Origin of the sequence: Aquitalea aquatica, assembly GCF_013911085.1 — a bacterium.
GTDB classification, from domain to species: Bacteria; Pseudomonadota; Gammaproteobacteria; order Burkholderiales; family Chromobacteriaceae; genus Aquitalea; species Aquitalea aquatica.
This window is the reverse complement of sequence record NZ_JACERN010000006.1, coordinates 105,013-130,141: the sequence shown is the minus strand read 5'-3', so window position 1 is coordinate 130,141 and position 25,129 is coordinate 105,013. Positions and strand designations below refer to the sequence as shown.

The following is a 25,129-nucleotide window of genomic DNA, read 5'->3' as shown; positions in this document are numbered from 1 at the left end:
TTCTACATTCCGAACCGTCGACGGGAGACCCGGTGAATCAACCCAGCCCCAAGCGCCAGCGCATCGCCATCATCGGTGCCGGCATCTCCGGCCTGGCCAGCGCATGGCTGACTGCAGGCCACCACGAGGTGACGCTGTTTGAAGCGGGTGATTACGCCGGCGGTCACACCAATACCGTAGATATCGAACTGGAAGGCCAGCACTGCGCGGTGGATACCGGCTTTCTGGTCTTCAACGAGGCCACCTATCCCAATCTGATCGCGCTGTTTCAGCAGCTTGAGCTGCCATGCAGCAGCAGCGACATGTCGTTCAGCGTCTCGGTAGACCAGGGGCGGGATGAGTGGGCCGGCAGCAGTCTGTCCAGCGTATTTGCCCAGCGCAGCAAGCTGCTGTCCCCGTCGTTTTACGGCATGCTGGGCGATATCCTGCGCTTCAATGCTGCAGCCAGCTCCAATCTGCAGCTGGCCACCGAGCTGGGGCTGACACTGGGCGAATTGCTGGAACAGGGCAGCTACGGCAACCGTTTTCGCGATCACTACCTGATACCGATGGCCGCAGCCATCTGGTCCAGCCCGGCCAGCCAGATTCTGGCCTTCCCGGCAGAAACCTTTCTGCGCTTTTGCATGAATCACGGCTTGCTGCAGATCCGCCACCGGCCGCGCTGGTTTACCGTGCCGGGTGGCGCACGCCAGTATGTCCAGAAAATGCTGGCCAGCCTGGACGATGTGCGCCTGTCCAGCCCGGTCAGCCGGGTGGAGCGCCGCGAGCGCGGTGTGGTGGTGAGCAGCCGCCATGGCGAGGAGCACTTCGACAGTGTGATTTTCGCCACCCATGCGCCGCAAACCCTGCGCCTGCTGGCGGATGCCACGGCAGAAGAGCGTGCCGTGCTGGGCGCGGTGCAATACCAGAGCAATATCGCCGTGCTGCATACCGATAGCAGCCTGCTGCCACGGCGGCGCCAGGTGTGGTCGGCCTGGAATTTCCTGTCGGAGAGCAACAGCGGTGGCCAGCGCGCCGTCTGCGTCAGCTATCTGCTGAACAAATTGCAGCCGCTGCCCATCAGCACGCCGCTGATGGTGACGCTCAATCCGCTGCAGCAGCCGGAACCCTCGCAGGAACTGGCGCGCTTCCTGTACGAGCACCCGCTGCTGGATGCAGCGGCCATCGAGGCTCAGCGCCGGCTGCCGGCCATCCAGGGCCGCCGGCATTGCTGGTTTGCCGGCGCCTGGACCGGCTACGGCTTTCATGAAGACGGGCTGAAATCCGCACTGCGCGTGGCAGCGGATTTTGCCCCGCTACCACACTGGGCCAAGCTGTGAAGCAGCCCGATGCCTATCTGCTGAACGGCAGCGTCATCCACCAGCGGCTGCGCCCCGTCCACCATCGCTTTCGCTACCCGGTATTTGCCTTGCGCTTCAGGCTGTCCGCACTGGAGTCCATCGGCAAGGGCTGGCTGGGCCTGTGGCTGGGAGTGGATCGCTGGCGTCCGCTAACGCTCAAGCGCCGTGACCACGGCCCCCGTGATGGCAGCCCGCTACTGCCGTGGATACGCCAGCAGTTGGCGGCAGCCGACCTGCCCTGCGATGGCGAGGTGTGGCTGCAATGCTTCCCGCGCCTGTTCGGCTATGCCTTCAACCCGGTCAGCTTCTGGTATTGCCACAATGCCGCCGGCGAGCTGATTGCCATGCTGGCCGAGGTGAACAATACCTTTGGCGAGCGCCATTGCTATCTGCTGGCCAATCAGGATGGCAGCCCCATCCGCAACGGCAGCACCCTGCTGTGCCGCAAGCAGCTGCATGTGTCGCCGTTCTGCCAGGTGGCCGGACACTACCGTTTCCGGCTGGCCGAACTCCCCGGGCGCATGCTGATGCGCATCGACTACCACGATGAAGCCGGCGAACTGATCAATACCAGTATTTCCGGCCAGTTGCAGGCGCTGACGCCACCGGCGCTGGCCAAAGCCCTGCTGCGCCAGCCGCTGCTGACCTTTGGCGTTATCTGGCGCATTCACTGGCAGGCACTGCAGCTGTGGCGGAAAAAACTGCCCATCTACCGCAAACCGCTCGCCCCTTCTCACTCGCTCAGCCATGGACAGGAGCCGCAAGCATGAGCATCACCCACACCCTGGACAAACTGCCGCCCTCCCTGCCGCCCAGCGCCCGCCTGTTGTTGTCGCGCCTGCAACGCTTACAGAGCGGGGGCTTGCGCTTGCTGACACCGGCCGGCCATGCGCTGTGGTTCGGCCAGCCGCAGCACAGCGTGAATGCCGAATTGCATATCCATGACTGGGCGGGCTGCCGCAAGCTGCTGACTGCCGGCGACATCGGCTTTGCCGAAGCCTATCGCGACGGGCTGCTGGACAGCCCGGAGCTGACCGCCCTGCTACGGCTGGCCCTGCGCAACGAACACGCCGTGCCGCCGGCGCTGTCCGGCAGCCTGCCGGCGCGATGGTGGTACCGGCTGAAGCACCTGCTGCGGCGCAATAGCCGTCGTGGCAGCCGCCGCAACATCCACGCCCACTATGATCTGGGCAATGATTTTTACCGCCTGTGGCTGGACCCGTCCTGGACCTACTCCAGCGCCTGGTTCAACGGCGACTACACGCAGTCGCTGCAACAGGCTCAACAGGCCAAGTACCAGCGCATCTGCGACACGCTGGGTTTGCAGCCGGGCATGCGGGTGCTGGAAATCGGCTGCGGCTGGGGCGGGTTTGCCGAACACGCCAGCCGCGCCGGCATCGCGGTGCATGGCATCACCATTTCACCGGCCCAACTTGAACTGGCGCGCCAGCGCCTGGCCGGCCAGCCTCTGGCGCAACTGGAATTGCGCGACTACCGCGACCTGGACGGCCAGTACGACGCGGTGGTGTCCATCGAAATGTTCGAAGCGGTGGGCGAAGCCTATTGGCCGCAATATTTCCGCACGGTGCGTCGCTTGCTGCACCCGGGTGGGCAGGCACTGATCCAGAGCATCACCATCGCCGACGCCTATTTCGAACGCTACCGCGCCAAGAGCGACTTCATCCAGCAGTTCATTTTTCCTGGCGGCATGCTGCCCAGCCCCGCCCGCTTCAGCCAGACCGCCAGCGCCGCCGGCCTGCACACCAGCCAGCGGCTGGACTTTGGCCCGGACTATGCGGAGACCCTGCGCCGCTGGCGGCAGGCCTTCGAGAATACGCTGGACAGCGTGCGCCAACAGGGCTTTGACGAAGCCTTCATCCGCCTGTGGCGGCTGTACCTGTGCTATTGCGAGGCGGGTTTCGACGAAGGACGCATCGGGGTCAGCCAGTTTCTGCTGCAAGACCGCCCGGCATGAACAACCGGCTCAGCACCGACCAGCACGCCACCCTACCACCGGCAGCCAGTGCCACGCGCTGTTACCAGGAGTAAGCCATGATGTTGCTACCCCCGCCCAACCCCCGCATCGCCAGCTGGCGCCAGCGGCGGGTGTGGATTATCGGTGCCTCCAGCGGCATTGGCGCGGCGGTGGCCAGCCAGCTGCTGCAACAGGGCGCGCAGGTGATCCTGTCGGCGCGCAACCAGGCTGCCCTGCAGCAGGTTGCCGCCACCCATGCCGCCGCCATCGTCCTGCCGCTGGAGGTCAGCCAGCCGGCAGCCTGGCAGCAAGCCTGGGCCGAGCTGGAAGCCCGCCAGGCCCTGCCTGACCTGGTGGTGTTCTGCGCGGCAGACTATCGCCCGGAGCATAGCTGGGACATCCGTGCCGACTCGGTCAGCCATACCCTGAGCACCAATCTGGCCGGGGTTTATTTCGGGCTGGAAACCATCCTGCCGGCACTGATGGCCCGCCACGGCGGCGGCATCGCGCTGGTGGCCAGCGTGGCCGGCTATGTCGGTTTGCCCGGTGCCTGCGTTTATGGGCCGGGCAAGGCGGCGCTGATCAATCTGGCCGAGTTGTTGCACGCGGAATTGCGCCAGCATGGCATCGCCGTTTACCTGATCAACCCCGGCTTTGTCGCCACCCGGCTCACTGCCCGCAACGACTTCACCATGCCGGCCTTGCTGAACACCAGCCAAGCGGCGGCGCATATCGTGCGCGGGCTGGAGCGCGGCTGTTTTGAAATCCACTTTCCTTTCAGGTTCACCACATGGATAAAACTGCTCAGACTGCTGCCCTATCGCCTGCGGCTGCCGCTGCTGCGCCGGCTGGCGCGGCACTGAGAGCGCAGCTGTCCGCACTGGTGGGGTGGTACAGCCAGCTCACCCCACACAGCCTGGAACAGCTGCCGCTGTATTACGCCGCCACGGTCAGCTTCAAGGACCCCTTCAATACGGTGCACAGCCGCGCAGGGGTCAGGCTGATTTTCGAGCACATGTTCCGCAAGCTGGAGCAGCCGCGCTTCGTGGTGCTGGAGCAATTGCTGGATGGCCAGCAGGCTTTCCTCAGCTGGGACTTTCATTTCCGCCTGCGCGGCAAGGATTACTGCCTGCACGGTGGCAGCCATCTGCGTTTCAACGAGGATGGCCTACTCATCCTGCACCGCGACTATTGGGATTCGGCCGAAGAACTGCTGCACAAGCTGCCCTTGATCGGCGCACCGCTGCGGCTGCTGCGCCGGCTGCTGTCGGTATGCGACGAGGACCGCCCGGCATGAAAGCCGGTTTCAAGGGCAACAAGCAGGCACTGCCCTCCAAGCCCTGCCGTGGCTGCGGCAAGCCAATGAGCTGGCGGCGCAAATGGGCGCGCTGCTGGGAACAGGTGCAATTCTGCTCCGAGCGCTGCCGCCGACAGCATTGAACCAGCAAAACCATACCCTGCCACCATGTCACTCCCTCTTGCACCTACCGCTGAGCACCATGCAGCCAGCCCGGCGGAGCCGCCGATGTAAGGAGCTGCGACTGATTCTGGGCGACCAGCTCAACCCCCGGCACAGCTGGTTTTCCCGCGTGGATGACCATGTGGTTTACCTGATGCTGGAGCTGCGCCAGGAAACCGACTACGTGCGCCATCATGCGCAAAAGCTGCTGGCGGTACTGGCCGCCATGCGCCACTTCGCCGCCCGCCTGAAAGCCGCCGGCCACCGCGTGCGCTATGTCGCACTCGATCACCCGTCCAATCGGGGCACGCTGGAAGCCAATCTGGATGCCCTGCTACAGCACTACGCCGCCAGCCATTTCAGCTGGCAATATCCGGATGAATGGCGGCTGGACCAGCAACTGCAAGCCTGGGCAGCGCGGCAGACCGTGGTGTGTCAGGCGGTGGACAGCGAGCACTTCCTCGCCCCACGGCTGGCTGCCAGCCAGCTGTTTGCCGGCAAGGCCAGCTGGCGCATGGAAACCTTCTACCGCCACATGCGCAAGCAATATGGCGTGCTGCTGGATGAGCGTGGCGGCCCGGCCGGCGGCAAATGGAATTTCGACCAGGACAATCGCAAGCCGTGGCGCGGCAGCCCCGCGCCGTTGGCCGATGCACGCCCCAGCCACGATCACAGCGCGCTGTGGCAGATGCTGCAGGATGCCGGCGTGGCCGCGCTGGGTCAGCCCTGTGCCGCGCAGCTACGCTGGCCACTGCACCGCGAGGAGGCCCTGGCCTTGCTGCAGCATTTCATCCAGCACGGCCTGCCCTGCTTCGGCGACTATCAGGACGCCATGCACAGCGAACAGCCACGGCTGTTTCATTCGCTGCTGTCCTTTGCTCTCAACACCAAGATGCTGTCGCCGCTGGAGGTGGTCCACGCTGCCGCTGCCGCCTGGCAAGAGAGCAAGGTGCCGCTGGCCGCAGCGGAAGGCTTCATCCGCCAGATTCTGGGCTGGCGCGAATATGTGCGCGGCGTTTACTGGGCGCGCATGCCCGGCTATGCCAGCAGCAATCACTTCGACCACCAGCAGCCACTGCCGCACTGGTTCTGGAGCGGCGACACCGGCATGCACTGCCTGGCCCAGGCCATCGGCCAGTCGCTGCGCGATGCCTACGCCCACCACATCCAGCGGCTGATGGTCATCGGCAATTTCGCCCTGCTGGCCGGCCTGTCACCACAGGCCCTGCATGAATGGTATCTGGGCATTTACATCGATGCCTTCGAATGGGTGGAGCTGCCCAATACCCTGGGCATGAGCCAGTTTGCCGATGGCGGCCTGCTGGCCAGCAAGCCTTATGTCTCCGGCAGTGCCTATATACAGCGCATGAGCAATTATTGCGGCGACTGCCGCTACCGGCGCGAACAGCGTCACGGCGATGACGCCTGCCCGTTCAACGCCCTGTACTGGGATTTTTTCCAGCGTAATGCCGCCACCCTGGCGGGCAATCCCCGACTGGCGCTGGTCTATCGCCAGCTACAGCAGATGGACGCAGCGGAAAGCACCGCCATTACCACGACCGCCCATGCCATCCGTCAGCGGCTGGACACCCTGTAAGCCTGATACCACAAGGAAGCCACACCATGAAGCGATATTCCCTCTCCCTGATCCTGCTGCTGGCCAGCACCCTGCTACTGGCCGCCTGCTCCACCCTGCCGCCACCGGGCATCCAGCCGGTAAGCGGCTTCGAGCTGACGCGCTATAGCGGCCAGTGGCATGAAATCGCCCGGCTGGACAACCGCTTCGAGCGTGGTCTGAGCGAGGTCAGCGCCACTTACTCGCTCAATGCCGATGGCAGCATCAAGGTCGTCAACCGTGGCTACGACCAGTCCAGCGCCAGCTGGAAAGAGGCTCAGGGCCGGGCGCTGTTCAATGGCGACAGCCATGTGGCGTCCTTGAAAGTGTCCTTCTTCGGCCCCTTCTACGGCGGCTACCATGTGGTAGCGCTGGACCCGGACTATCAATGGGCCATGGTGGCCGGTAACGACCGCGACTATCTGTGGATACTGGCACGCGACAAGCAGCTGCCGCAGGCCGTGACCCAGCCGCTGCTGCGTCAGGCCGCCAGCCTGGGCTTTGATACCGCCAGCCTGATCTGGGTAAAGCAAAGCGCAGCCGGCCAGTAAGACCCGACAACAAAACCCCGCTCCTGCCTTGCACCGCCCTGGCTGGGATTCTCTGCGAGGTTTTGTTAGCGGCTCCAAGGATAATCAAGGTAAACAGCTCATGACGGTACGACTGAACCCGCGCAAGTTGCTGCTGAGCAAGTGGACGGCCGTGCAGCCGCGCAACAAGGAAAAACACTTCATCGTGGTGCGGCTGATCGAGCCGGAAGACCCGGCGCAAGGCATCCGCGAAGTGGAGCTGGAGGCGGTATACAGCCGGCACAGCCGCATCATCGCCTGGCAAACGCTGACCGATACCGCCGTGTGGCGGCAGGGCTGGCATTGAGCCGCCAGCTTCCGCCGGCAGCGCTCCGGGATAACTTGCCATGAGTTACGGTGTGGTCTGGTTCAAGCGCGACCTGCGCCTGCACGACCATGCGGCCCTGTGTGCCGCCAGCGCACAGGGACCGCTGCTGTGCCTGTACATCATCGAGCCACAGCTGTGGCAGCAGCCCGATCTGTCCAGCCAACATTACTGCTTTTTACTGGAATGCCTGCACGACCTGCGCCAATCACTGCAGCAGCGCGGCATGACACTGCTGGTGAAAGTGGGCGAGGCCTGCACCGTACTGCAACAGCTGTATCAGGCCAGCCCGTTCCGGGCGCTGTATGCGCATGAGGAAACCGGCAATCACTTCACCTACCAGCGCGATCTGGCCGTCGCCAGCTGGTGCCGCAGCCATGGACTGCCCTGGCAGGAATTCCGCCAAAGCGGTGTCATCCGCCGCCTCGCCTCGCGCGATGGCTGGGCGGCACGCTGGGAGCAACTGGTCAGCGCCCCCTGCCTGCCGGTACCGCCAATGCAAGCCTGGCCTGCTCCGCTAGCCAGTGATACCACGCCATCGCCCGAGCAACTGGGCATCTACCCTTTCGACCCGCCACAACGCCAGCGTGGCGGTCGCCGCCGCGCCATTGCCGTGTTGCAGGATTTTCTCGCTACGCGCAGCGCGCACTACCGGGGCGGTATCTCCTCGCCGCTGTCTGCACCCAGCGCCTGTTCGCGGCTGTCGCCCTATCTGGCCATGGGCTGCCTCAGCCTGCGTGAAATCGTGCAGAGCACCCGCCGCCGGCTGGCGCAATTACCGGCAGAAAACACGCGCCAGCGCAAAGGGCTGCAAGCCTTCATCAGCCGCCTGCACTGGCACTGCCATTTCTTGCAGAAGCTGGAATCCGAACCCGCCATCGAATGGCGCAATCTGCACCCTGGCTACGACGGACTGCGGGAGGAGGAAGTCGACGCCGCACGGCTGCAGGCACTGATGGACGGCCGCACCGGCTGGCCGCTGGTGGATGCCTGCGTGGCCATGCTCCGTCACACCGGCTGGCTAAATTTCCGCATGCGCGCCATGCTGGTTTCGGTGGCGGCCTACCCGCTCTGGCTGCACTGGCGGCCAGTGGGGCTATGGCTGGCGCGCTGTTTTCTCGATTACGAGCCGGGTATTCACTGGAGCCAGCTGCAAATGCAGGCCGGCACTACCGGCATCAATACCACCCGCGTCTACAATCCGGTCAAGCAGGCCATGGATCACGACCCGCAAGGGCGCTTTGTGCGGCAATGGCTGCCCGCCATGCGCCGGGTACCGGACAGCTGGCTGTTCCAGCCGTGGAAAATGCCGGACGATCTGTGCCGGCAGCACGGGCTGGAAGGCGAATACGCGCTGGTGCAACCACTGGTGGAGCTGGAAAGCGCCGCCCGGCTGGCCCGCCAGCACCTGCATGCCCGCCGCAATGAACAGGCGGTACGGGCCGGCAAGCAGGCCATCCTGCACAAGCATGGCTCGCGCAAGCAACTAGCACGTGCCGGCGGCAGCGCCAAGCCTGCGGCCACGGTACAGCTGGCATTAGCGCTGGACGCGGAGCCAGCCGCGGACTAAGCGGCGCGCAGCAAGGTAGTCAGGCCTCCTGACACAAGCCGCGCAAGGCGGCACAGAACAGCGCCACGGTATGCCGCGCACCGCCGGCGCGGGTAAACATGGCAATCGGCGGCAGCGTCCAGTCAAATGAATAGGGCACGATGGACAGGCCGGCCGTGCGCACCAGCTCTTCGGCAATATCAGCCGGCACGATGGACACTGCCCGTTCGCTGGCGACAATCATCTCGCCGATCAGCTTGGACGAATAACTCTCCACAATGGGCACTGGCGGGGCGACGCCAGCCGCCAGGAAGATATCCGTCACCTGCTCACGCATCGGCGTATTGGGTGCCCCCAGAATCCAGTCCAGTGCCACCAGCCGGCTCCAGTCCAGCCGCACCCGCCCCAGTTGCGCCGCCAGCCGCCGGCTGGCAATCAACCGTGGCTGTTGCCGGTACAGCACTTCGAACTCCAGCTGTTGCAGATCCACCGCCGACGAGGCACGGCCAATCACGATGTCCAGGCTGTGATCCTGCAGCCGTGGCAAGAGCTGGTCGCTGGTGCCCTCATGCAGCGTCACCGTCATGCCCCCCTGGCCTTCCGGCAAGGTGTGGCCGATGGCGGCCGACAACAGCCGCCCCGGAATGAAGGGAATAACACCAACGTGCAGATGAGCGCTATAGCCGGCAGCCGCGGTGGCCATGTCGCGCACCAGATGGTCCAGATCGTGCAGCATGGCCTGGGCGCGGGCCAGCACCAGCTTGCCCAGCGAGGTGGGGGCCATGCCGCGTGTCGAGCGGTCAAACAGCGCACCGCCAAACATGCCCTCCAGCTCGGACAGGGCATTGGTAATGGCCGGCTGGCTACTGGCCATCTGTTCGGCCACCCGCGTCAGCGAGCCATGCTGCTGGATGTTCAGCAGCAGGATCAGATGGCGCATTTTCAGCCGGGCAGACAGGCGGCGCAGGATCTCGTCGGCATTGATTTCGGCCATGGCGGCTCAGATCATCAGGTAAATAGTATGGCTTGATAGTAAATCAAAATATTTACCTTATGTTATTTCGCTAGACTTGCCGCTAATCCAGTTAGCCGGCCCACGCGACACGGCCCGGCTGGAGACAAAGCGGCTGCCCTGCTGGCAGCCAAAACGGCATAGCGATGGCCTTGGCACTGCGACCAAGCCCACATCAGGAGCGACACCATGGATACGACCGACCGTCAGGCAGCACTGGACTACCACGAATTTCCCACCCCGGGCAAAATCGCCGTCAATGCCAGCAAGCCGCTGGTGACCCAGCGCGATCTGGCGCTGGCCTACACCCCTGGTGTGGCTGCTGCCTGCGAAGAAATCGTCGCCGACCCGCTCAATGCCAGCCGCTTTACCGCCCGTTCCAATCTGGTGGGCGTCATCACCAACGGCACCGCCGTGCTGGGCCTGGGCAATATCGGCGCCCTGGCCTCCAAGCCGGTAATGGAAGGCAAGGCGGTGCTGTTCAAGAAATTTGCCGGTGTCGATGTGTTTGACATCGAGATCAACGAAACCGACCCGGACAAGCTGGTGGACATCATCGCCAGCCTGGAAGCCACTTTTGGCGGTATTAATCTGGAAGACATCAAGGCACCGGAATGCTTCGAAGTGGAACGCAAGCTGCGCGAACGGATGAAGATTCCGGTCTTCCATGACGACCAGCACGGCACCGCCATCACCGTGGCTGCTGCTTTCATCAACGGCCTCAAGGTCGTGGGCAAGGACATCCGCCAGGTCAAGGTAGTGACCTCTGGTGCCGGCGCTGCCGCGCTGACCTGCCTGGATCTGATGGTGCACCTGGGCCTGCCACTGGAAAACATCTGGGTCACCGATATCGAAGGCGTGGTCTACCAGGGCCGCACCAGCCTGATGGACCCGGCCAAGGCGCGCTTTGCCCAAGCGACCAGTGCGCGCACGCTTGCCGAAGTGATTCAGGATGCCGACGTGTTCCTTGGCCTGTCCGCCGGCGGCGTACTCAAGGGCGAGATGGTGGCGCAGATGGCCGCCCGCCCGCTGATCCTGGCACTGGCCAACCCGGCCCCGGAAATCCTGCCGGAAGTCGCCCACGCAGTGCGTGACGACGTGGTGATGGCCACCGGCCGCTCCGACTACCCCAACCAGGTCAACAACGTCCTGTGTTTCCCCTATATTTTCCGCGGTGCGCTGGATGTGGGTGCCACCACCATCACCCGTGAAATGGAAGTGGCGGCGGTGTACGCCATTGCCGGCCTGGCCGAAGAAGAGCAGAACGAAGTGGTGGCAGCGGCTTATGGCAGCTACGACCTGTCCTTCGGCCCGCAATACCTGATTCCCAAACCGTTTGACCCGCGGCTGATCGTGCGCATCGCCCCGGCCGTGGCCAAGGCGGCGATGGACAGCGGCGTGGCCACCCGGCCGATTGCCAACCTCGATACCTACACCGAGCAGCTGCAGCAGTTTGTCTACCATTCCGGCAGCTTCATGAAGCCCTTGTTTGCCGCCGCCAAGAAACAGGTGCGCGAAGGCGGCAAGACCCGCATCGTGTTTACCGAAGGCGAAGACGAGCGCGTGCTGCGTGCAGTGCAGGTGATCGTGGATGAAAAGCTGGCCCGCCCCATCCTGGTGGGCCGCCCGGAAGTGCTGCTGGCACGCATCGAAAAATTCGGCCTGCGCCTGCGCCTGGGCGAGGACGTGGAAGTCACCAACCCGGAATACGACGAACGCTTCCACCAGTACTGGACCAGTTACTGGGAACTGATGTGCCGTGATGGCGTAACCAAGGAAATGGCGCGCGTGGAAATGCGCCGCCGCCTGACCTTGATCGGCGCGATGATGGTGCGCCTGGGCGACGCCGACGGCATGATCTGCGGCACGGTGGGCAGCTATCACGACCACCTGCGCTATATCGACCAGGTCATCGGCAAGAAGGCCGGCTCGGATACCTACGCCGCCATGAACATCCTGCTGCTGGAAAAACAGACGGTGGCGCTGGTGGATACCCACGTCAACGACGACCCCACCGCCGAGCAGATTGCCGAATTCACCATCGCCGCCGCCGAGGAAATGGCCCTGCTGCACATGAAGCCCAAGGCTGCGCTGCTGTCGCGCTCCAACTTCGGCTCCGGCAGCTCGGCCTCCGGCAGCAAGATGCGCCGCGTGCTGGAACTGGTACGCCAGCAAGCGCCTGAGCTGGAAATCGATGGCGAAATGCACGGCGACTGCGCGCTGGACGAAGCGCTGCGCATGGACATCCTGCCGATGTCGCAGCTGAAGGGTGCGGCCAATCTGCTGGTCTGCCCCAATGTCGATGCCGGCAACATTGCCTACAACCTGCTGAAGACCGCCGCCGGCAGCAATGTCGCCGTCGGCCCCTTCCTGCTAGGTGTCAACGCACCGGTGAACATCCTCACCTCCAGCTCCACCGTACGCCGCATCATCAATATGGCGGCACTGACGGTGATGGAAGCCAACCGCCAACAGCACTAAAACCCGATAACAAAACCCCGCTCCAGCGTTGCGCCGCCTTGGCCGTGTTCTATGTACAGTCTGCGGCGGCGCGCCTTGGCCCGGGCGCCCTACGAGGTTTTGTTAGCGGTTCTCAGCAGTAGCCACTCCAAACACGCCCCGGCCCGCCGGGGCGTTTTGCTGTCTGCACGGTGGCAAATCACCAGCATGGGCAGCCGCCCCCACCAAATGAGTACGTAAAATCAAATTTTCAGGACTTTATGCCACATATAATCCTGAATCAAGGCGTAAAGTGAGCTCCATACCCCGCAGCAAGCCGCTGCTTTCCACCAAGGAGCCCACCATGTCCATCGAAAAAGTCCTGTACCGCGCCCAAGCCACTGCCAGCGGAGGCCGCGAAGGCCACGCCGAATCTTCTGACGGCGCACTGCACGTGCAGCTGTCCACCCCGCGCGAGCTGGGCGGTGCCGGCGGTAGCGGCACCAATCCCGAGCAACTGTTCGCCGCCGGCTACTCGGCCTGCTTTCTTGGCGCACTGAAGTTTGTCGCTGCCAGAGAAAAAGTGGCCCTGCCTGCCGACGCCAGCATTACCGGCAGCGTAGGCATCGGCGCCATTGCAAGCGGCTTCGGCATCGAAGCCGAGCTGCAGATCAGCCTGCCCGGCCTGCCACGCGAACAGGCGCAAGCACTGGTGGAGCAAGCCCACATCGTCTGCCCCTATTCCAATGCCACCCGCAACAATATCGACGTGACACTGACCCTGATCTGAAGCAGCAACAAGCGCCGCCGCCCGGTAAACGGCAGCGGCGCGGCCCGACTCAGCCAGTGACCGACAGGCAGACCATGATCAGCAGCGGGCTGAGCAGGGTCAGTACAAAACCGCTGATCAGCGCCAGCGACACATGCTGGCTGCCACACTGCTGGCGAATCAGCGGCAAGGTGGCATCCAGTGCGGTGGCACCACAGATGCCGATGGCCTCGCGGCTGAAGCGCGCCCCCACCAGATACAGCATGGCAATGGCAATCAGCTCGCGAAACAGATCAACCAGCAAGGCGATGGCGCCATAAACGCTGCCCAGCTTGCTGCCGACCAGAATGCTGGACAGGGTCACCCAGCCAAAGCCACTGGATAGCGCCAGCCCAGTCCACAGCCCCTGGCCGGTAAACAGGGCCGCCAGCAAGCCGCCAGCCAAGGACCCCGCCACCACCAGCAAGGGTACCGCCATCACCGCCGGGGCACGCCAGGCAGCGCCGAGTTTTACCCCCACCAGGTCGATACCGACCAGCACAATCAGCAGATAGAGCAATTGCGTGGTGGTGACAGCAGCCAGCCAGGGCAGCGGGTAGCTGCTTGCCATCACCCCGGCCGCCACCATGCCCAGCGCCAGCACGCAGTCACGCAGCGCCTGCAATAGCTGCGGCCAGGACGCAGCTCCCCCCGGCATCGCCCCCTGGTCCTGGTGCGGCCGTGGCAGGCAGCACAGGATCAGCCCCCACGGCAGCAGCGTTGTCAGCAAGGCAAACACCAGCGCGGTGCCCAGGGTCTGGCCCAGCCCGGCGGCCTCAGTCAGTACATGGCCGAACTCCTTGCCGCAAAAGAACAGCAGTAGCCAGATCAACGGAGTCAGCAGCCTGGCGGCATGGCGAGTGTGCTGGCGCGGCAAGGCACGCCCCACGCCATAGCCGGCTAGCAAGGCCAGCAGAATGGGCAGGATGGCTGCCAGAATCAGCTGCATGGCCGGCCTGCCCTGCTCATGCCACGCTCGGCATGCCGCCGCGGCAGCGGCCCGGTTGTGTGGTGCTGCATGAAATTCTCCTGTTGCAGCGGCAGCCGCCGCTATTCAAGCCGCCAGTATTCAGCAAGCGGGTAATCACAGGAATGAACAAGATTTGCTTTCAGAATTCCATAATGCGGAATAATCTGCTGGCAGAGCGACACAGGAGCCCATCATGCTGAACCGGCTGGAAATGCTGCGCATCTTCTGCTGCGCCGCCGAGGCGCGCAATTTCAAGGAAGCGGCCCAGCAATTGGGCATCTCGCCGCAGGCGGTCACCCGCGCCATCCAGCAGCTGGAAAGCCAGCTGGGCGAATTGCTGTTTCACCGCAATACCCGGCAATGCCGGGTCACCCGTGCCGGCGAGCGGCTGGCGGCCCAGGCCAGGCTGGGCGTGGAATGCATAGACAGCCTGTTCCGTCAGGCCGAAGACAGCGCTACCCAGCCAGTGGAAGGGCATGTACGGCTGACTGCACCGGAGGCCATCGGCCAGGCCAGCCTGGTAGACAGCCTGGCACGCCTGCGCCAGCAACACCCCGGCCTGCGCTTCGAACTGCATCTGGAAGACGATGAAACCAATGTGGTGGACGAACAGATCGACATCGGCATCCGCCACGGCCTGATCCGCGACAGCCGCTTTGTCGCCCGCCAGGTAGCCGAAGTGCGCTTTTTCATGGTGGCCGCCCCCGCCCTGCTGCAACAGACCGGCCGCCCGCAAACCCTGGCCGAGCTGCAAGCGCAGCCGGTGGTCAGCACCATAGACCAGCGCACCGGCCGTCCCTGGCCCTGGCTGTTCCGGCAGGATGCACAGTGGATTCCGCGCGAACCGGCCTTGCTCGGCAACAGCACGCAAGCCGAATGCGCCGCCGCGCTGGCTGGCCTCGGCTTTGCCCAGCTACCCGGTTTCATTGCCATACCGCATCTGCGCCAGGGCACGCTGCGCGAAGTGCTGCCGGAGCTGGCCCCCATGCCGTGGGCGCTGAGCGTGTACCGGCCACAGCGCAGCCCGGTGCCGCCACGCATTCGTGCGGTATACGACTGGCTGGTGAACGACTTTTCCAATCCCGACTTCTTCCCGGCCAGCCCCTGAGCAGCGGTTTCTTGCCTGCAGGACTTGGTCAAAATAGCGGCGACGCTGCGATAAGGCAGCGGAGGAATGCGCATTTCCGCCAGCCAGACTGCACTTCCCACCCATTCCCGAGCGTTTTCACCACACCTCAGCCCGGCCATCACAACACGCAACTTGCTGTGCAGACATCCGCAGGCAGCAGGCTAGCGGGGCATGCGTGTGACACACCACGGAGCAAAACCCTATCCTCTCCCTGATAAACAACTTGCAAACTAGACGACTGGTCTAGTACTATCCAGTTCATGTCACGACCCAGCCAGTTTTCCGATACCCGCGAACACCTGCTTGCCACCGGCGAGTCCATCATTTTGGGCAAAGGCTTTTCTGCCGTTGGCCTGGCCGAAATCCTCGGCTGTGCCGGTGTGCCCAAAGGTTCGTTCTACCACTACTTCCGTTCCAAGGAAGGTTTCGGGGTGGAAATGCTGCGGCGTTACTTTGAACATTACGATGCGCGCCTGCTGGAAGCGCTGGACCCAAGCCAGGGTGATGCACGCAGCTGCTTGCTGCGTTATTTCTCCGGCTGGCTGGACCGCCACCAGCAATGCGAAGAAGGCAATCAGAGCTGTCTGGCCATCAAGCTGGCGGCAGAAGTATCCGATCTGTCCGAACCGATGCGCGAAGCGCTGGCCGAGGGCATGGGACGGGTGATTGTCCGCCTGGCCGACTGTATCCGCCGCGGCCAGCAGGAGGGCAGCTTGTGTACCCGGCTGTCAGCCGAGGACACCGCAGGCAGCCTGTACAGCCTGTGGGTAGGTTCCGCCCTGCTGTTCAAGGTGCAACACACCCAGCAGCCGATGCTGCAGGCACTGGCACTGACCAATGTCATGCTCAAGCCCGGTGACTGCCAGGCAGGCTGACGCAGCAACACTGATTTATCTTGCCCGCCCCTGCGGCGGGTATTTTTGACACAGCAACTAGACGACCGGTCTATTTATCTTCACCCACACGGGAGAATGCTTCATGAACAGCACACTGGAGCTGATGCAACAGCACCGCAGTATTCGCAGCTATCAGGACAAGCCCATCCCCGCCGACGTCCTGGATGCAGTACTGGACGCCGCCTGGAAAGGCCCCACCTCCATCAATGGCCAGCAGGTGTCTTTGGTGGTGGTGCAGGACACCGCACGCCGTCAGCAAATTGCCGAGATTGCCGGTGGCCAGCCGTGGATTGCCCAGGCGCCGGTGTTTGTCACCCTGGTAGTGGATTTCCACAAGACCCGGCTGGGCGTGGAAGCTGCCGGTGCCGAGCAGGTGATCCAGGACAGCGTAGAAGGCTTTGCCGTGGGCGCAGTGGACGCCGGCATTGCCCTGGGCAACCTGATGACCGCTGCCCGCGCCGCCGGCCTGGGCGTAGTGCCCATCGGCGGCATCCGTCGCAATCCGCAAGCCATGATCGATCTGCTGCAATTGCCGGAACTCACCTTCCCGATTGCCGGCGTGGTCGTCGGCTATACCGATCAGGACAGCAGCATCAAGCCGCGCCTGCCGCGTGAAAGCTTTGTCCATCACGAGCACTACCAGGCAGCACAACTGCCCGAGCAGATCCGCCAGTACGACCAGACCCTGGCCGCCTACTGGCAGCAGATCGGCCGCCCGGATGGCCTGCCGTGGAGCGCCAATACCGCCCAGTACTACCAGAATGTGTATTTCCCCGAAGTCGCCCCGGTTGCCCGTAAACAGGGCTTTGGTTTTGATCGTTAATCATTTCATCTGCACAGGAAAGGTCTGATTTATGAGCCTGGATAAACTGTTTACCCCGCTGCAAGTAGGTGCCGTCACCCTCAACAACCGCGTGGCCATGGCCCCGCTCACCCGCCTGCGCAATACCGAACCGGGCGATGTGCCCACCGAGCTGTCGGTGCAGTACTACACCCAGCGCGCCAGCGCCGGCCTGATCATTGCCGAAGGCACTCACATTTCCCCCACGGCCAAGGGCTATGCCGGTGCGCCGGGCATCTATAGCGAAGAACAGGTTGCCGCCTGGGGCAAGGTGAATGCTTCCGTCCATGCCGCTGGCGGCAAGACCGCGCTGCAGCTGTGGCATACCGGCCGTATCTCGCATCGCTCCTTGCAGCCGGATGGCGAAGCACCGGTAGCCCCGTCGGCCATTCGCGCCGAAAGCAATACCAATGTGCGCCAGCTGGATGGCAGCCTGGCCCGCGTCCCTTGCGATGAGCCGCGCGCCCTGGAAATTTCCGAACTGGCCGACATTCTGGAAGACTACCGCCGCGCCACCGACAACGCCCGCCGCGCCGGTTTCGACCTGGTGGAAATCCACGGTGCCCACGGCTATCTGCTCGACCAGTTCCTGTCGCCGGAAGCCAATGTGCGTACCGACACCTACGGTGGCAGCGTGGAAAACCGCGCCCGCTTCCTGCTGGAAGTAGTGGATGCCGTGGTGGCCGAATGGGATGCCGCACACGTGGGCATCCGCATTTCCCCGCTCGGCGTGTTCAATGGCCTGTCCAATGTGGAAGAACAGGACATCGCGCTGTATGTGATCGAACAGCTGGCCAAGCGCAAGCTGGCTTTCCTGCACATTTCCGAACCGGACTGGGCCGGTGGCCCGGCGCTGACCGAAGCTTTCCGCCAGGAAATCCGCAAGCGCTATCCGGGTGTGATCATCGCTGCGGGTGGCTATAGCGCGGAAAAAGCGGAAAAGCTGATTGGCGAAGGCTATATCGACGCCGTGGCCTTTGGCCGCAGCTATATCGCCAACCCGGATCTGGTAGAACGCCTGCAAGCCGGCGCCGCGCTGAATACGCCGGATGCCTCCACCTTCTACGGTGGCGATGCACGGGGCTATACCGACTACCCGACGCTGTAATCCTCAGCGCGCACTGATAACAAACGTCCGGGTTGGCCTGCGCCACCCGGACCACTCCACACGAGAAGGCACACCATGCAAAAAGTCCTGTTTGTCCTCACCAGCCACGACACGCTGGGCAATACCGGCCACAAAACCGGTTTCTGGATCGAAGAATTCGCCGCGCCCTACTACGCGCTGGCCGACAAGGGTGTTGCCATCACCCTGGCCTCGCCCAAGGGTGGCCAGCCGCCCATCGACCCCAAGAGCGCCGACCCGGCCTTCAGCACCCCGGCCACCGAACGCTTCAATCAGGACGCCGCCCTGCAAGCCATACTGGCCAATACCGTGGCGCTGGACAGCGTAAACGCCGGTGATTTTGACGCCGTGTTCTACCCCGGCGGCCATGGCCCGCTGTGGGATCTGGTCGACAACAGCGCTTCCATTGCGCTGATCGAAGCCTTTATTGCTGCCGACAAGCCGGTAGCCGCCGTGTGCCATGCCTCGGCGGTACTGGTGAATGCCCGTGATGCCGCAGGCCAGCCGCTGGTGGCCGGGCGCAAGGTCACCGGTTTTTCCAATACCGAAGAAGACGCGGTTCAACTGACCGCCATCGTGCCGCTGCTGGTGGAAGACGCGCTGCAAGCCAAGGGTGGCATCTATGAAAAAGGCCCGGACTGGGGCGTATTCGTGCGCGAAGACGGCCTGCTGATTACCGGCCAGAACCCGGCCTCGTCCGAACTGGTGGCAGAAAAACTGCTGGCACGGCTGTAAGACAGAGCTCCCCCCGCGCCCTGCCCGGCCCCGCTTGCTGCGGGGCCTTTTTATTGCGGCAAAGCCTTGCAACGACTGCCAGAATAGCAGCGCGATGCAGGGACAGTAGCAAGAGCAAGATGCAGCAGCCATTTTGTTGTCAGCTGCGGTTAATGCACCCCCTCCTGCGCGCCCAAAGCGGACAGACAGCGCAGGGCCTGCGGTACCACTTCGATATGGGCTGGCGCATGGCCTGCCAGTTCGCCATCCACCTCCAGCGGACAAGCCTGGCCATCTATGCTCAGGCTACGCACGCTCAGATAGCGCACCCGTGCATCCAGCACCGGTTGTGCCTTGCGCAAGGTGGGCAGGAAACGGACAAAATCCCAGCTGCCGGCATTGGCAATCATCACCACCTCCAGCAGGCCATCATCCAGCCGCGCCATCGGCGCAATGCCCAGACCGCTGCCGAAATAGCGGCCATTGGCCACGCACAGGCTGATGAAATCACCGCTGATCACCTCGCCATTATCCAGCAGCAGCCGCATGCGGCGTGGCCGGTAGCGCAGCAGGGTCAGCACGATAGACCAGTAAAAAGCCACACTGGCCGGCAGCCAGCGCGGCAGGCGCTTTACCTGCTCCACGATGGCCGAACTGATGCCCAGCGAAGCGATATTGCCAAACCACACCACCCGCTCGCCTTCAGGCCCACCCGCCAGCGTCAGCCGGCCCAGGTCGATACGGCGCACCTGGCCGGAACGGATCAAGCCATCCAGCTGCTCCACCGAATCACTCACGCCCAGCGAACGGACAAAATCATTACCCGTGCCAAAGGGCAGCGCCCCTACCGCCACCCGCTCACGCGCAGCAGCCGGCGCACGCATCACGCCGTTGATCACTTCGTGGATGGTGCCATCGCCCCCCACGGCAATGAGAAAGTCGCAGCCCTGCGTCACCGCCGCCAGGGCCATGGCTTCGGCACTGACGGCCGAAGTGGTGATGTGAATGTCCACCTGGAAGTGCTGGCCAAACTTTTCCAGCAGACGGTTGGGCAGCGAGCGCGGGCAGCGCTGGCCGTGCAGGATGAAAACCAGTCGGGTCTGATCCATAACATAAAGACGTTAGCAGTGAAGCGCTGGATTATCAGACAGATGTCATGCTTTTGAAACATCCAGCTCGCGTCAGCACCCAAGGCCGGCAGGATAGGGACAAAACAGCAAAATCAAGGGCATAAACCGGTGGCAAGCTGGCCGGAGCAATGGTTTTCTGGTAGATTTGGCGGTTTTGCTGCGCCGTTTACAGGCTGCCGCCGCCTGCCGGGTGAGACCGATCCCGTGTGTGCGACGCGACAGCACCGGCCACAGCCAGCAAGGCCACCTCGACTGTTTATCGATGGATCACACTATGAACCCCAATTCCACGCCGACTGCGGAAAAAGCCCTGGTGGTGCTTTCCGGCGGTCAGGACTCCACCACCTGCCTGTTTTGGGCGCTACAAAAATTCGGCGCCGGCAATGTGGAAGCCGTCACCTTTGATTATGGCCAGCGCCACCGCGTGGAGCTGGACTGCGCCCGCAAGATCGCCGCCATGGCTGGCGTACGCCAGACCGTGCTGCCCATCGACACCTTTGCCGCCATCGGTGGCAATGCGCTGACCGACGACAGCATCCAGCCGGAACAAGGCAGCCGCGACGACGACGCCCTGCCCAATACCTTTGTGCCGGGCCGCAACCTGATCTTCCTCACCTTTGCCGCTGCCTTTGGCTACACCCGTGGTGCACGCCATATCGTTACCGGCGTGGCGCAAACCGACTACTCTGGCTACCCGGACTGCCGCGAAAACACCCTGCAGGCGCTGCAGCTGGCGGTGCGACTGGGCATGGACAGCCGGGTAGAACTGCACACCCCGCTGATGTATTTGAGCAAGGCCGAAACCGTCACCCTGGCACAGCAAGTGGGCGCGATGGAAGCGCTGGCCTGGAGCCACACCTGCTATAACGGCGCGGTACCGCCCTGCGGCCATTGCGCCTCCTGCGAGCTGCGCGCCAAGGGCTTTGCCGAAGCTGGCGTGGCCGACCCGCTGGTCGAACGCTGCGCCAGGGAGGTCTGACATGCATGCATCCTGCCTGCTGGCCGGTGGCCGTTTCGAAGCAGCCCGCCGCGTCCCCGGAGATGAAGATCGCCTGAATGGCCTGCACGGCCACAGCTTTCGCGCCCTGGCCCGTGCCGATGTCACCCACATCGAACAAAACGAACTCCACAGCGCACTGGCCCGGGTACTGGCACCGCTAGACTATGCCGACCTCAACCAGCAACTGGCACAGTGCGACGACCTGAGCCTGGCACAGCACATCAAGGATGCCCTGCCCTGCCCAGCGGCCCTGCTGCTGCAAAGCACGCCGCAGCGCGGGGTGATGCTGGAAAACGGCACCGCACTCTATTGGATTGCCGCCCGTTTCGAAGCCGCCCACCATCTGCCGCATGTGCCGGCTGGCCACAAATGCGGCCGCCTGCATGGCCATGGCTTTGGCGTACGTATCGTGGCCAATGCCCAGCACTGCAGCCAGCGCCAGCTGGAAGCCGCCTGGGCACCGCTGTTTTTGCGGCTGCACCAACGCTATCTGAACGACATTCCGGGGCTGGAAAACCCCACCAGCGAGGTGATTGCCGCCTGGCTGTATTCCCAGCTGCAAAGCGCCGGCCTGCAAGGGCTGGCCTGGGTGGAAGTACGCGAAACCCATACCGCCGGCAGTCAGTTTGACGGCAAGCGCTTCCGCATCTGGAAGGAACAGCGCTTTGAAAGCGCCGTGCCTTTCGACAGTGATGGCAATTACAGCGGCCACAGCTATCTGGTGCGGCTGATGCTCACCGGCAGCCTGGACCGCACCATGGGCTGGCTGCTGGACTTTGGCGATGTCAAAGACCGCTTCAAACCGCTGTATCGCCAGCTGGACCACAATCCGCTGGACAAGCTGGCCGGCGTGCGCGACGGCCACAGCCAGTCGGTGGCCGAGTGGATTCACGCCCATCTGTCGCCGCTGGTGCCGGAGCTGGCCCGTATCGACCTGATGGACGACGAGCACAGCGGCGTATCGCTGCTGTTCCATGACGACATGCGCTGGCCGCTGCTGCAGGGAGAATGAGCATGTATACGGTCAAGGAAATCTTCTACACCCTGCAGGGCGAAGGCCGACAAGCCGGCCGCGCCGCCGTATTTTGCCGCTTTAGTGGCTGTAATTTGTGGTCGGGCCGCGAGGAAGACCGCAGCAAGGCAGTCTGCCAGTTCTGCGATACCGATTTTGTCGGCACCGGCCCGGATGGCGGCAAGTTTGCCACCGCCACCGAGCTGGCTGCACACATTGCCAGCCAATGGCCGGCAGGCAGCGGCGGCACACCCTACGTGGTGTGTACCGGCGGCGAGCCGCTATTGCAGCTGGACGCTGAACTGATCGCCGCACTGCATGCCGAGGGCTTTGAAATCGCTGTGGAAACCAATGGCACCATCGCCGCCCCGGCCGGGCTGGACTGGATCTGCGTCAGCCCCAAGGCCGGTGCTCCCTTGCTACAAACCAGCGGCAACGAACTGAAGCTGGTCTACCCGCAAGCCACCCAGCTACCGGAAACCGTCGCCCACTTGCAGTTCGATACCTTCTATCTGCAGCCGATGGATGGCCCGGAACTGGCAGCCAATACCCGCGCTGCCATTGCCTACTGCATGGCCCATCCGCGCTGGCGGCTATCGGTGCAGACGCACAAGGTAGTCAACATCCGTTAAACCGTCGGGCGCCTGGTCGCCCGATTTTTTTTGCCTGTCATTGTAAGAAGCCGACAGTAAAGCCGACTTATGCTGCAGAGACGGTCACGCAGCAGGCTTGCGGAAAACATCGTTGAATTTTTTGCAACAGCAGCCAATAGCAGCGAAATGCAAATAATTTCAAAATATTTTCTGCTGATGTGTAAGAAAGCCCCGGCCCACGCGACTGACTCCTGAAACCCGGCACTTGCCGCTTACCCCCGACAGGAGATTGACATGAACGCTTCCAAAACCTTGCTTGCTTCCGCCCTCGGTGCTGTCGTTAGCCTGGCAGCTCTGACTGCCGTACCGGCCCAGGCCGCAGAACAGGAAAAATGCTATGGCGTGGCCATGGCCGGCATGAACGACTGTGCATCCGCCACTGGTGCGCATGGCTGTAAAGGCCAGGCCAAGATGGACAAGGACCCCGGCGACTGGAAGCTGGTTGCCAAAGGCAGCTGTGAAAAGATGGGTGGCATGACCATGGCACCAATGAAACAATAAACAGTCTATCGTTAACAGCACGCCTGTCGGGTGGCCCACCGGGCTGCCTGATCCGGCGCAGCGCCCCCACTATAAAACCCGCTTGAACTTGCCCACCCAAGGAGAATCACCATGAATGTATCCAAAGCCCTGCTCGCCTCCGCCCTCGGCACCGTTGTCGCCATGGGTGCACTCAGCGCCACCCCAGCCGCCGCGGCAGAAAAGGAAAAATGCTTCGGCATCGCCCAGGCCGGCAAGAACGACTGCGCCGCCGCCAATGGCAGCCACTCCTGCGCCGGTCAGGCCACCAAGGACAAGGACCCGGGCGACTGGAAATACGTCGCCAAGGGCAGTTGTGAAAAAATGGGCGGCAAACTGGCCAAGTAATCCGCCCCGGCATGGTTGCCGGTCACTGCCGGCAACCACCTCCCCCTCTCCCTCCCGGTAAACCTGGTCATGACTCCGTCCTCTCTTCCCGCTGTCGCCGGCATCGGCCTGCGTGCGCCCCACTATCGTCAGGTACTGGATACCCTGCCGCCGCTAGGCTGGGTGGAAGTGCACAGCGAAAACTTTTTTGATGGCGGCATGCCGCTGGCCATGCTGCAGCGGGTGGCCAGCCACTATCCGCTGTCGCTACACGGCGTGGGACTGGGTCTGGGTTCGCTGGTGCGCCCGGATGGAGAGCATCTGGCAGCCCTCAAGCGGCTGGTGGACGCCATCGATCCGCCGGCGGTGTCCGAACACCTGTCGTTCAACCACAGCGCCCAGCGCTATGTGAACGATCTGCTGCCCATTCCCTACACCATGGCCTCGCTGGCGGTGATTGCCAGTCATGTGGATGAAACCCAGCAGGCACTCGGGCGGCGCATCCTGCTGGAAAACCTGTCCAGCTATGTGGAATTTCCCGGCAACGAGATGAACGAAGGCGAGTTTCTGGCCGAACTGGTGGCGCGCACCGGCTGCGGCCTGCTGCTGGACGTCAACAACCTCTACGTCAACGGCATCAACCTGGGGACGGATGTGCAAGCCGTACTCTCTGCGCTACCTGCTACGGCGATTGGCGAAATCCATCTGGCCGGCTATAGCGAGGGAGAAGGCATGCTGGTAGACACCCACAGCCAGCCAGTACACCCCGGCGTGTGGCAGCTATACGCCCAGGTCATCGCCAGCATTGGCCCGCGCCCGACCCTGATTGAATGGGATCTGGATATTCCACCGCTGGACACGCTGCAGGCCGAAGCCGCCAAGGCCGATGCCATCCTACAAGGAGCACGCCATGACGCCTGAAGTACGCTGGCAGGCAGAGCTGCTGGAATTGATTGCCCGACAGGAGCAACTGGCCGATGCCGCACTGGGCCTGAACCCTGCTGGGCTGGCGGTCTACCGCAACAACTACCGCGTCGGCCTGATCGAAACCCTGAACATGATTTACCCGGTGACCAGACAGATCGTCGGTGAAGAATTCATGACCGGGCTGGCGCGTGAATACAGCAAGCAGTACGCCTCATACAGTGGCAATCTGCATCGCTATGGCGGCAGTTTTGGCGACTTCCTGCGGGACTTCCCGCCGGTACAGACACTGCCTTATCTGGCGGATGTCGCCCAGCTGGAATGGGCAGTACACCGCAGCTATTACGCCATCGACCAGACCCCGCTGGCCGCCGCCACACTAAGCAGCATCGACCCGGAACAATTCAGCCAGCTGCGCTTCAGCCTGACTGACAGCAGCCGGGCACTGTCATCCTCCTGGCCGGTGGTTTCCATCTGGCAGGGACACCAGCCCGGCCAGACGCTGAATGTAGACCTGGCAGCCGGTGGCGAGCAGGCACTGGTCAGCCGCCACGCCGGCAAGGTCAGCGTACAGGCACAAGCTGCCGGCATGGCCGCCTTGCTACTGGCCTTGCAGGATGGTTTGCCGCTGGGCGAGGCTGCCGGGCTGGCCTTGGCCGCACAAGACGATTTCGACCTGCAAGCCGGACTGGCGCTGTTATTCGCCGACGGCCTGCTCAGCCACTACCAACTCTAAGACCAGGCTTGTCCACCATCCGCCACCATGGCGGAGGGGCGCGGCTTGCCCACACCACGGG

Annotated in this window: 26 protein-coding genes and 1 pseudogene; 24 read left to right on the top strand and 3 right to left on the bottom strand. The window is 63.3% G+C overall.

What is annotated here, in order from left to right:
* The first annotated feature begins 32 nt into the window (after nt 1–32).
* From H2Z84_RS02415 to H2Z84_RS02370, 10 genes and pseudogenes are all read left to right on the top strand, one after another.
* Nucleotides 33–1,319, top strand: coding sequence for an NAD(P)/FAD-dependent oxidoreductase (locus tag H2Z84_RS02415; protein ID WP_181834564.1), 1,287 nt, complete (start codon nt 33–35; stop codon nt 1,317–1,319).
* Nucleotides 1,316–2,110: a DUF1365 domain-containing protein gene (locus tag H2Z84_RS02410; RefSeq protein WP_181834563.1), complete on the top strand. Its 795-nt coding sequence runs from the start codon at nt 1,316–1,318 to the stop codon at nt 2,108–2,110. The genes H2Z84_RS02415 and H2Z84_RS02410 overlap by 4 nt, the downstream gene beginning before the upstream one ends.
* Nucleotides 2,107–3,315 carry an SAM-dependent methyltransferase gene (locus H2Z84_RS02405; protein ID WP_181834562.1) on the top strand — a complete coding sequence of 403 codons (1,209 nt, stop codon included), beginning with the start codon at nt 2,107–2,109 and terminating at the stop codon, nt 3,313–3,315. The genes H2Z84_RS02410 and H2Z84_RS02405 overlap by 4 nt, the downstream gene beginning before the upstream one ends.
* 77 nt (nt 3,316–3,392) lie before the next feature.
* Entirely contained in the window at nt 3,393–4,178 is a 786-nt protein-coding gene (locus H2Z84_RS02400) for an SDR family NAD(P)-dependent oxidoreductase (protein ID WP_258869263.1), read from the top strand.
* Nucleotides 4,106–4,612, top strand: a complete 507-nt coding sequence (locus H2Z84_RS02395; RefSeq protein ID WP_181834561.1) for a nuclear transport factor 2 family protein — start codon at nt 4,106–4,108, stop codon at nt 4,610–4,612. The genes H2Z84_RS02400 and H2Z84_RS02395 overlap by 73 nt, the downstream gene beginning before the upstream one ends.
* Nucleotides 4,588–4,692 (top strand): annotated as a pseudogene (locus H2Z84_RS21425) (DUF2256 domain-containing protein); the annotation flags it as partial. The gene H2Z84_RS02395 and the pseudogene H2Z84_RS21425, both read left to right, overlap by 25 nt.
* Nucleotides 4,656–6,371 (top strand): cryptochrome/photolyase family protein, encoded by a 1,716-nt coding sequence (locus H2Z84_RS02385; RefSeq protein WP_309545427.1) that lies wholly within the window; start codon nt 4,656–4,658, stop codon nt 6,369–6,371. The pseudogene H2Z84_RS21425 and the gene H2Z84_RS02385, both read left to right, overlap by 37 nt.
* A gap of 26 nt (nt 6,372–6,397) precedes the next feature.
* Nucleotides 6,398–6,940 carry a lipocalin family protein gene (locus tag H2Z84_RS02380; RefSeq protein ID WP_181834558.1) on the top strand — a complete coding sequence of 181 codons (543 nt, stop codon included), beginning with the start codon at nt 6,398–6,400 and terminating at the stop codon, nt 6,938–6,940.
* 100 nt (nt 6,941–7,040) lie between these two features.
* Nucleotides 7,041–7,265, top strand: a complete 225-nt coding sequence (locus tag H2Z84_RS02375) for a TIGR02450 family Trp-rich protein (RefSeq protein WP_181834557.1) — start codon at nt 7,041–7,043, stop codon at nt 7,263–7,265.
* A 40-nt stretch (nt 7,266–7,305) separates the two neighbouring features.
* On the top strand, nt 7,306–8,853 hold the full coding sequence (locus H2Z84_RS02370) for an FAD-binding domain-containing protein (RefSeq protein WP_181834556.1): 1,548 nt from the start codon (nt 7,306–7,308) through the stop codon (nt 8,851–8,853).
* A gap of 19 nt (nt 8,854–8,872) precedes the next feature.
* On the opposite strand, the gene H2Z84_RS02365 is transcribed toward H2Z84_RS02370, so the two are convergent.
* Nucleotides 8,873–9,826: a LysR substrate-binding domain-containing protein gene (locus H2Z84_RS02365; RefSeq protein WP_181834555.1), complete on the bottom strand. Its 954-nt coding sequence runs from the start codon at nt 9,824–9,826 to the stop codon at nt 8,873–8,875.
* 207 nt (nt 9,827–10,033) lie between these two features.
* Here H2Z84_RS02365 and H2Z84_RS02360 point away from each other — a divergent pair, with 207 nt between their 5' ends.
* Together H2Z84_RS02360 and H2Z84_RS02355 are read left to right on the top strand one after the other, a co-directional pair.
* On the top strand, nt 10,034–12,325 hold the full coding sequence (locus H2Z84_RS02360) for an NADP-dependent malic enzyme (protein ID WP_181834554.1): 2,292 nt from the start codon (nt 10,034–10,036) through the stop codon (nt 12,323–12,325).
* Nucleotides 12,326–12,647: 322 nt separating this feature from the next.
* Nucleotides 12,648–13,073 (top strand): organic hydroperoxide resistance protein, encoded by a 426-nt coding sequence (locus H2Z84_RS02355; RefSeq protein WP_181834553.1) that lies wholly within the window; start codon nt 12,648–12,650, stop codon nt 13,071–13,073.
* A 49-nt stretch (nt 13,074–13,122) separates the two neighbouring features.
* Here H2Z84_RS02355 and H2Z84_RS02350 read toward each other — a convergent pair whose 3' ends face one another.
* The gene (locus H2Z84_RS02350; RefSeq protein ID WP_181834552.1) at nt 13,123–14,040 is read right to left on the bottom strand and encodes a LysO family transporter; all 918 of its coding nucleotides are present in this window, start codon (nt 14,038–14,040) and stop codon (nt 13,123–13,125) included.
* Between the two features lie 214 nt (nt 14,041–14,254).
* Here H2Z84_RS02350 and H2Z84_RS02345 point away from each other — a divergent pair, with 214 nt between their 5' ends.
* The 5 genes from H2Z84_RS02345 (at nt 14,255) to H2Z84_RS02325 (ending at nt 18,788) form a co-directional block, all read left to right on the top strand.
* Nucleotides 14,255–15,169 (top strand): LysR family transcriptional regulator, encoded by a 915-nt coding sequence (locus H2Z84_RS02345; protein ID WP_181834551.1) that lies wholly within the window; start codon nt 14,255–14,257, stop codon nt 15,167–15,169.
* A gap of 281 nt (nt 15,170–15,450) precedes the next feature.
* Nucleotides 15,451–16,065: a TetR/AcrR family transcriptional regulator gene (locus H2Z84_RS02340; RefSeq protein ID WP_181834550.1), complete on the top strand. Its 615-nt coding sequence runs from the start codon at nt 15,451–15,453 to the stop codon at nt 16,063–16,065.
* Nucleotides 16,066–16,168: 103 nt separating this feature from the next.
* Nucleotides 16,169–16,909, top strand: coding sequence for an NADPH-dependent oxidoreductase (locus H2Z84_RS02335; protein ID WP_181834549.1), 741 nt, complete (start codon nt 16,169–16,171; stop codon nt 16,907–16,909).
* 31 nt (nt 16,910–16,940) lie between these two features.
* Nucleotides 16,941–18,035, top strand: coding sequence for an N-ethylmaleimide reductase (gene nemA / locus H2Z84_RS02330; RefSeq protein ID WP_181834548.1), 1,095 nt, complete (start codon nt 16,941–16,943; stop codon nt 18,033–18,035).
* A gap of 75 nt (nt 18,036–18,110) precedes the next feature.
* Complete coding sequence (locus H2Z84_RS02325; RefSeq protein ID WP_181834547.1) at nt 18,111–18,788, top strand: type 1 glutamine amidotransferase domain-containing protein; 678 nt, start codon at nt 18,111–18,113, stop codon at nt 18,786–18,788.
* A gap of 149 nt (nt 18,789–18,937) precedes the next feature.
* Here H2Z84_RS02325 and H2Z84_RS02320 read toward each other — a convergent pair whose 3' ends face one another.
* Nucleotides 18,938–19,876: a diacylglycerol/lipid kinase family protein gene (locus tag H2Z84_RS02320; protein WP_181834546.1), complete on the bottom strand. Its 939-nt coding sequence runs from the start codon at nt 19,874–19,876 to the stop codon at nt 18,938–18,940.
* Between the two features lie 295 nt (nt 19,877–20,171).
* Between H2Z84_RS02320 and queC the strand changes: the two genes are divergently transcribed.
* From queC to H2Z84_RS02285, 7 genes are all read left to right on the top strand, one after another.
* Nucleotides 20,172–20,876, top strand: coding sequence for a 7-cyano-7-deazaguanine synthase QueC (gene queC, locus H2Z84_RS02315; RefSeq protein ID WP_181834545.1), 705 nt, complete (start codon nt 20,172–20,174; stop codon nt 20,874–20,876).
* A 1-nt stretch (nt 20,877) separates the two neighbouring features.
* Nucleotides 20,878–21,909 carry a 6-carboxytetrahydropterin synthase gene (locus H2Z84_RS21570; RefSeq protein ID WP_181834544.1) on the top strand — a complete coding sequence of 344 codons (1,032 nt, stop codon included), beginning with the start codon at nt 20,878–20,880 and terminating at the stop codon, nt 21,907–21,909.
* Between the two features lie 2 nt (nt 21,910–21,911).
* On the top strand, nt 21,912–22,541 hold the full coding sequence (gene queE, locus H2Z84_RS02305; RefSeq protein WP_181834543.1) for a 7-carboxy-7-deazaguanine synthase: 630 nt from the start codon (nt 21,912–21,914) through the stop codon (nt 22,539–22,541).
* A gap of 255 nt (nt 22,542–22,796) precedes the next feature.
* Entirely contained in the window at nt 22,797–23,063 is a 267-nt protein-coding gene (locus H2Z84_RS02300) for a BufA1 family periplasmic bufferin-type metallophore (protein WP_181834542.1), read from the top strand.
* Nucleotides 23,064–23,174: 111 nt separating this feature from the next.
* Nucleotides 23,175–23,429 (top strand): BufA1 family periplasmic bufferin-type metallophore, encoded by a 255-nt coding sequence (locus tag H2Z84_RS02295; RefSeq protein WP_181834541.1) that lies wholly within the window; start codon nt 23,175–23,177, stop codon nt 23,427–23,429.
* Between the two features lie 69 nt (nt 23,430–23,498).
* Nucleotides 23,499–24,329, top strand: a complete 831-nt coding sequence (gene bufB / locus H2Z84_RS02290) for an MNIO family bufferin maturase (RefSeq protein WP_181834540.1) — start codon at nt 23,499–23,501, stop codon at nt 24,327–24,329.
* Nucleotides 24,319–25,068, top strand: coding sequence for an HvfC/BufC N-terminal domain-containing protein (locus H2Z84_RS02285; RefSeq protein ID WP_181834539.1), 750 nt, complete (start codon nt 24,319–24,321; stop codon nt 25,066–25,068). The genes bufB and H2Z84_RS02285 overlap by 11 nt, the downstream gene beginning before the upstream one ends.
* Nucleotides 25,069–25,129: the final 61 nt, after the last annotated feature.

Bases quoted from the DNA above. Each gene is read 5' to 3' on its own strand.
- H2Z84_RS02405 (WP_181834562.1), top strand. From the start codon at position 2,107: ATGAGCATCACCCACACCCTGGACAAACTGCCGCCCTCCCTGCCGCCC.
- H2Z84_RS02400 (WP_258869263.1), top strand. From the start codon at position 3,393: ATGATGTTGCTACCCCCGCCCAACCCCCGCATCGCCAGCTGGCGCCAG.
- H2Z84_RS02395 (WP_181834561.1), top strand. From the start codon at position 4,106: ATGGATAAAACTGCTCAGACTGCTGCCCTATCGCCTGCGGCTGCCGCT.
- H2Z84_RS02380 (WP_181834558.1), top strand. From the start codon at position 6,398: ATGAAGCGATATTCCCTCTCCCTGATCCTGCTGCTGGCCAGCACCCTG.
- H2Z84_RS02375 (WP_181834557.1), top strand. From the start codon at position 7,041: ATGACGGTACGACTGAACCCGCGCAAGTTGCTGCTGAGCAAGTGGACG.
- H2Z84_RS02370 (WP_181834556.1), top strand. From the start codon at position 7,306: ATGAGTTACGGTGTGGTCTGGTTCAAGCGCGACCTGCGCCTGCACGAC.
- H2Z84_RS02365 (WP_181834555.1), bottom strand. From the start codon at position 9,826: ATGGCCGAAATCAATGCCGACGAGATCCTGCGCCGCCTGTCTGCCCGG.
- H2Z84_RS02360 (WP_181834554.1), top strand. From the start codon at position 10,034: ATGGATACGACCGACCGTCAGGCAGCACTGGACTACCACGAATTTCCC.
- H2Z84_RS02355 (WP_181834553.1), top strand. From the start codon at position 12,648: ATGTCCATCGAAAAAGTCCTGTACCGCGCCCAAGCCACTGCCAGCGGA.
- H2Z84_RS02350 (WP_181834552.1), bottom strand. From the start codon at position 14,040: ATGCAGCTGATTCTGGCAGCCATCCTGCCCATTCTGCTGGCCTTGCTA.
- H2Z84_RS02345 (WP_181834551.1), top strand. From the start codon at position 14,255: ATGCTGAACCGGCTGGAAATGCTGCGCATCTTCTGCTGCGCCGCCGAG.
- H2Z84_RS02340 (WP_181834550.1), top strand. From the start codon at position 15,451: ATGTCACGACCCAGCCAGTTTTCCGATACCCGCGAACACCTGCTTGCC.
- H2Z84_RS02335 (WP_181834549.1), top strand. From the start codon at position 16,169: ATGAACAGCACACTGGAGCTGATGCAACAGCACCGCAGTATTCGCAGC.
- nemA (WP_181834548.1), top strand. From the start codon at position 16,941: ATGAGCCTGGATAAACTGTTTACCCCGCTGCAAGTAGGTGCCGTCACC.
- H2Z84_RS02325 (WP_181834547.1), top strand. From the start codon at position 18,111: ATGCAAAAAGTCCTGTTTGTCCTCACCAGCCACGACACGCTGGGCAAT.
- H2Z84_RS02320 (WP_181834546.1), bottom strand. From the start codon at position 19,876: ATGGATCAGACCCGACTGGTTTTCATCCTGCACGGCCAGCGCTGCCCG.
- queC (WP_181834545.1), top strand. From the start codon at position 20,172: ATGAACCCCAATTCCACGCCGACTGCGGAAAAAGCCCTGGTGGTGCTT.
- H2Z84_RS21570 (WP_181834544.1), top strand. From the start codon at position 20,878: ATGCATGCATCCTGCCTGCTGGCCGGTGGCCGTTTCGAAGCAGCCCGC.
- queE (WP_181834543.1), top strand. From the start codon at position 21,912: ATGTATACGGTCAAGGAAATCTTCTACACCCTGCAGGGCGAAGGCCGA.
- H2Z84_RS02300 (WP_181834542.1), top strand. From the start codon at position 22,797: ATGAACGCTTCCAAAACCTTGCTTGCTTCCGCCCTCGGTGCTGTCGTT.
- H2Z84_RS02295 (WP_181834541.1), top strand. From the start codon at position 23,175: ATGAATGTATCCAAAGCCCTGCTCGCCTCCGCCCTCGGCACCGTTGTC.
- bufB (WP_181834540.1), top strand. From the start codon at position 23,499: ATGACTCCGTCCTCTCTTCCCGCTGTCGCCGGCATCGGCCTGCGTGCG.
- H2Z84_RS02285 (WP_181834539.1), top strand. From the start codon at position 24,319: ATGACGCCTGAAGTACGCTGGCAGGCAGAGCTGCTGGAATTGATTGCC.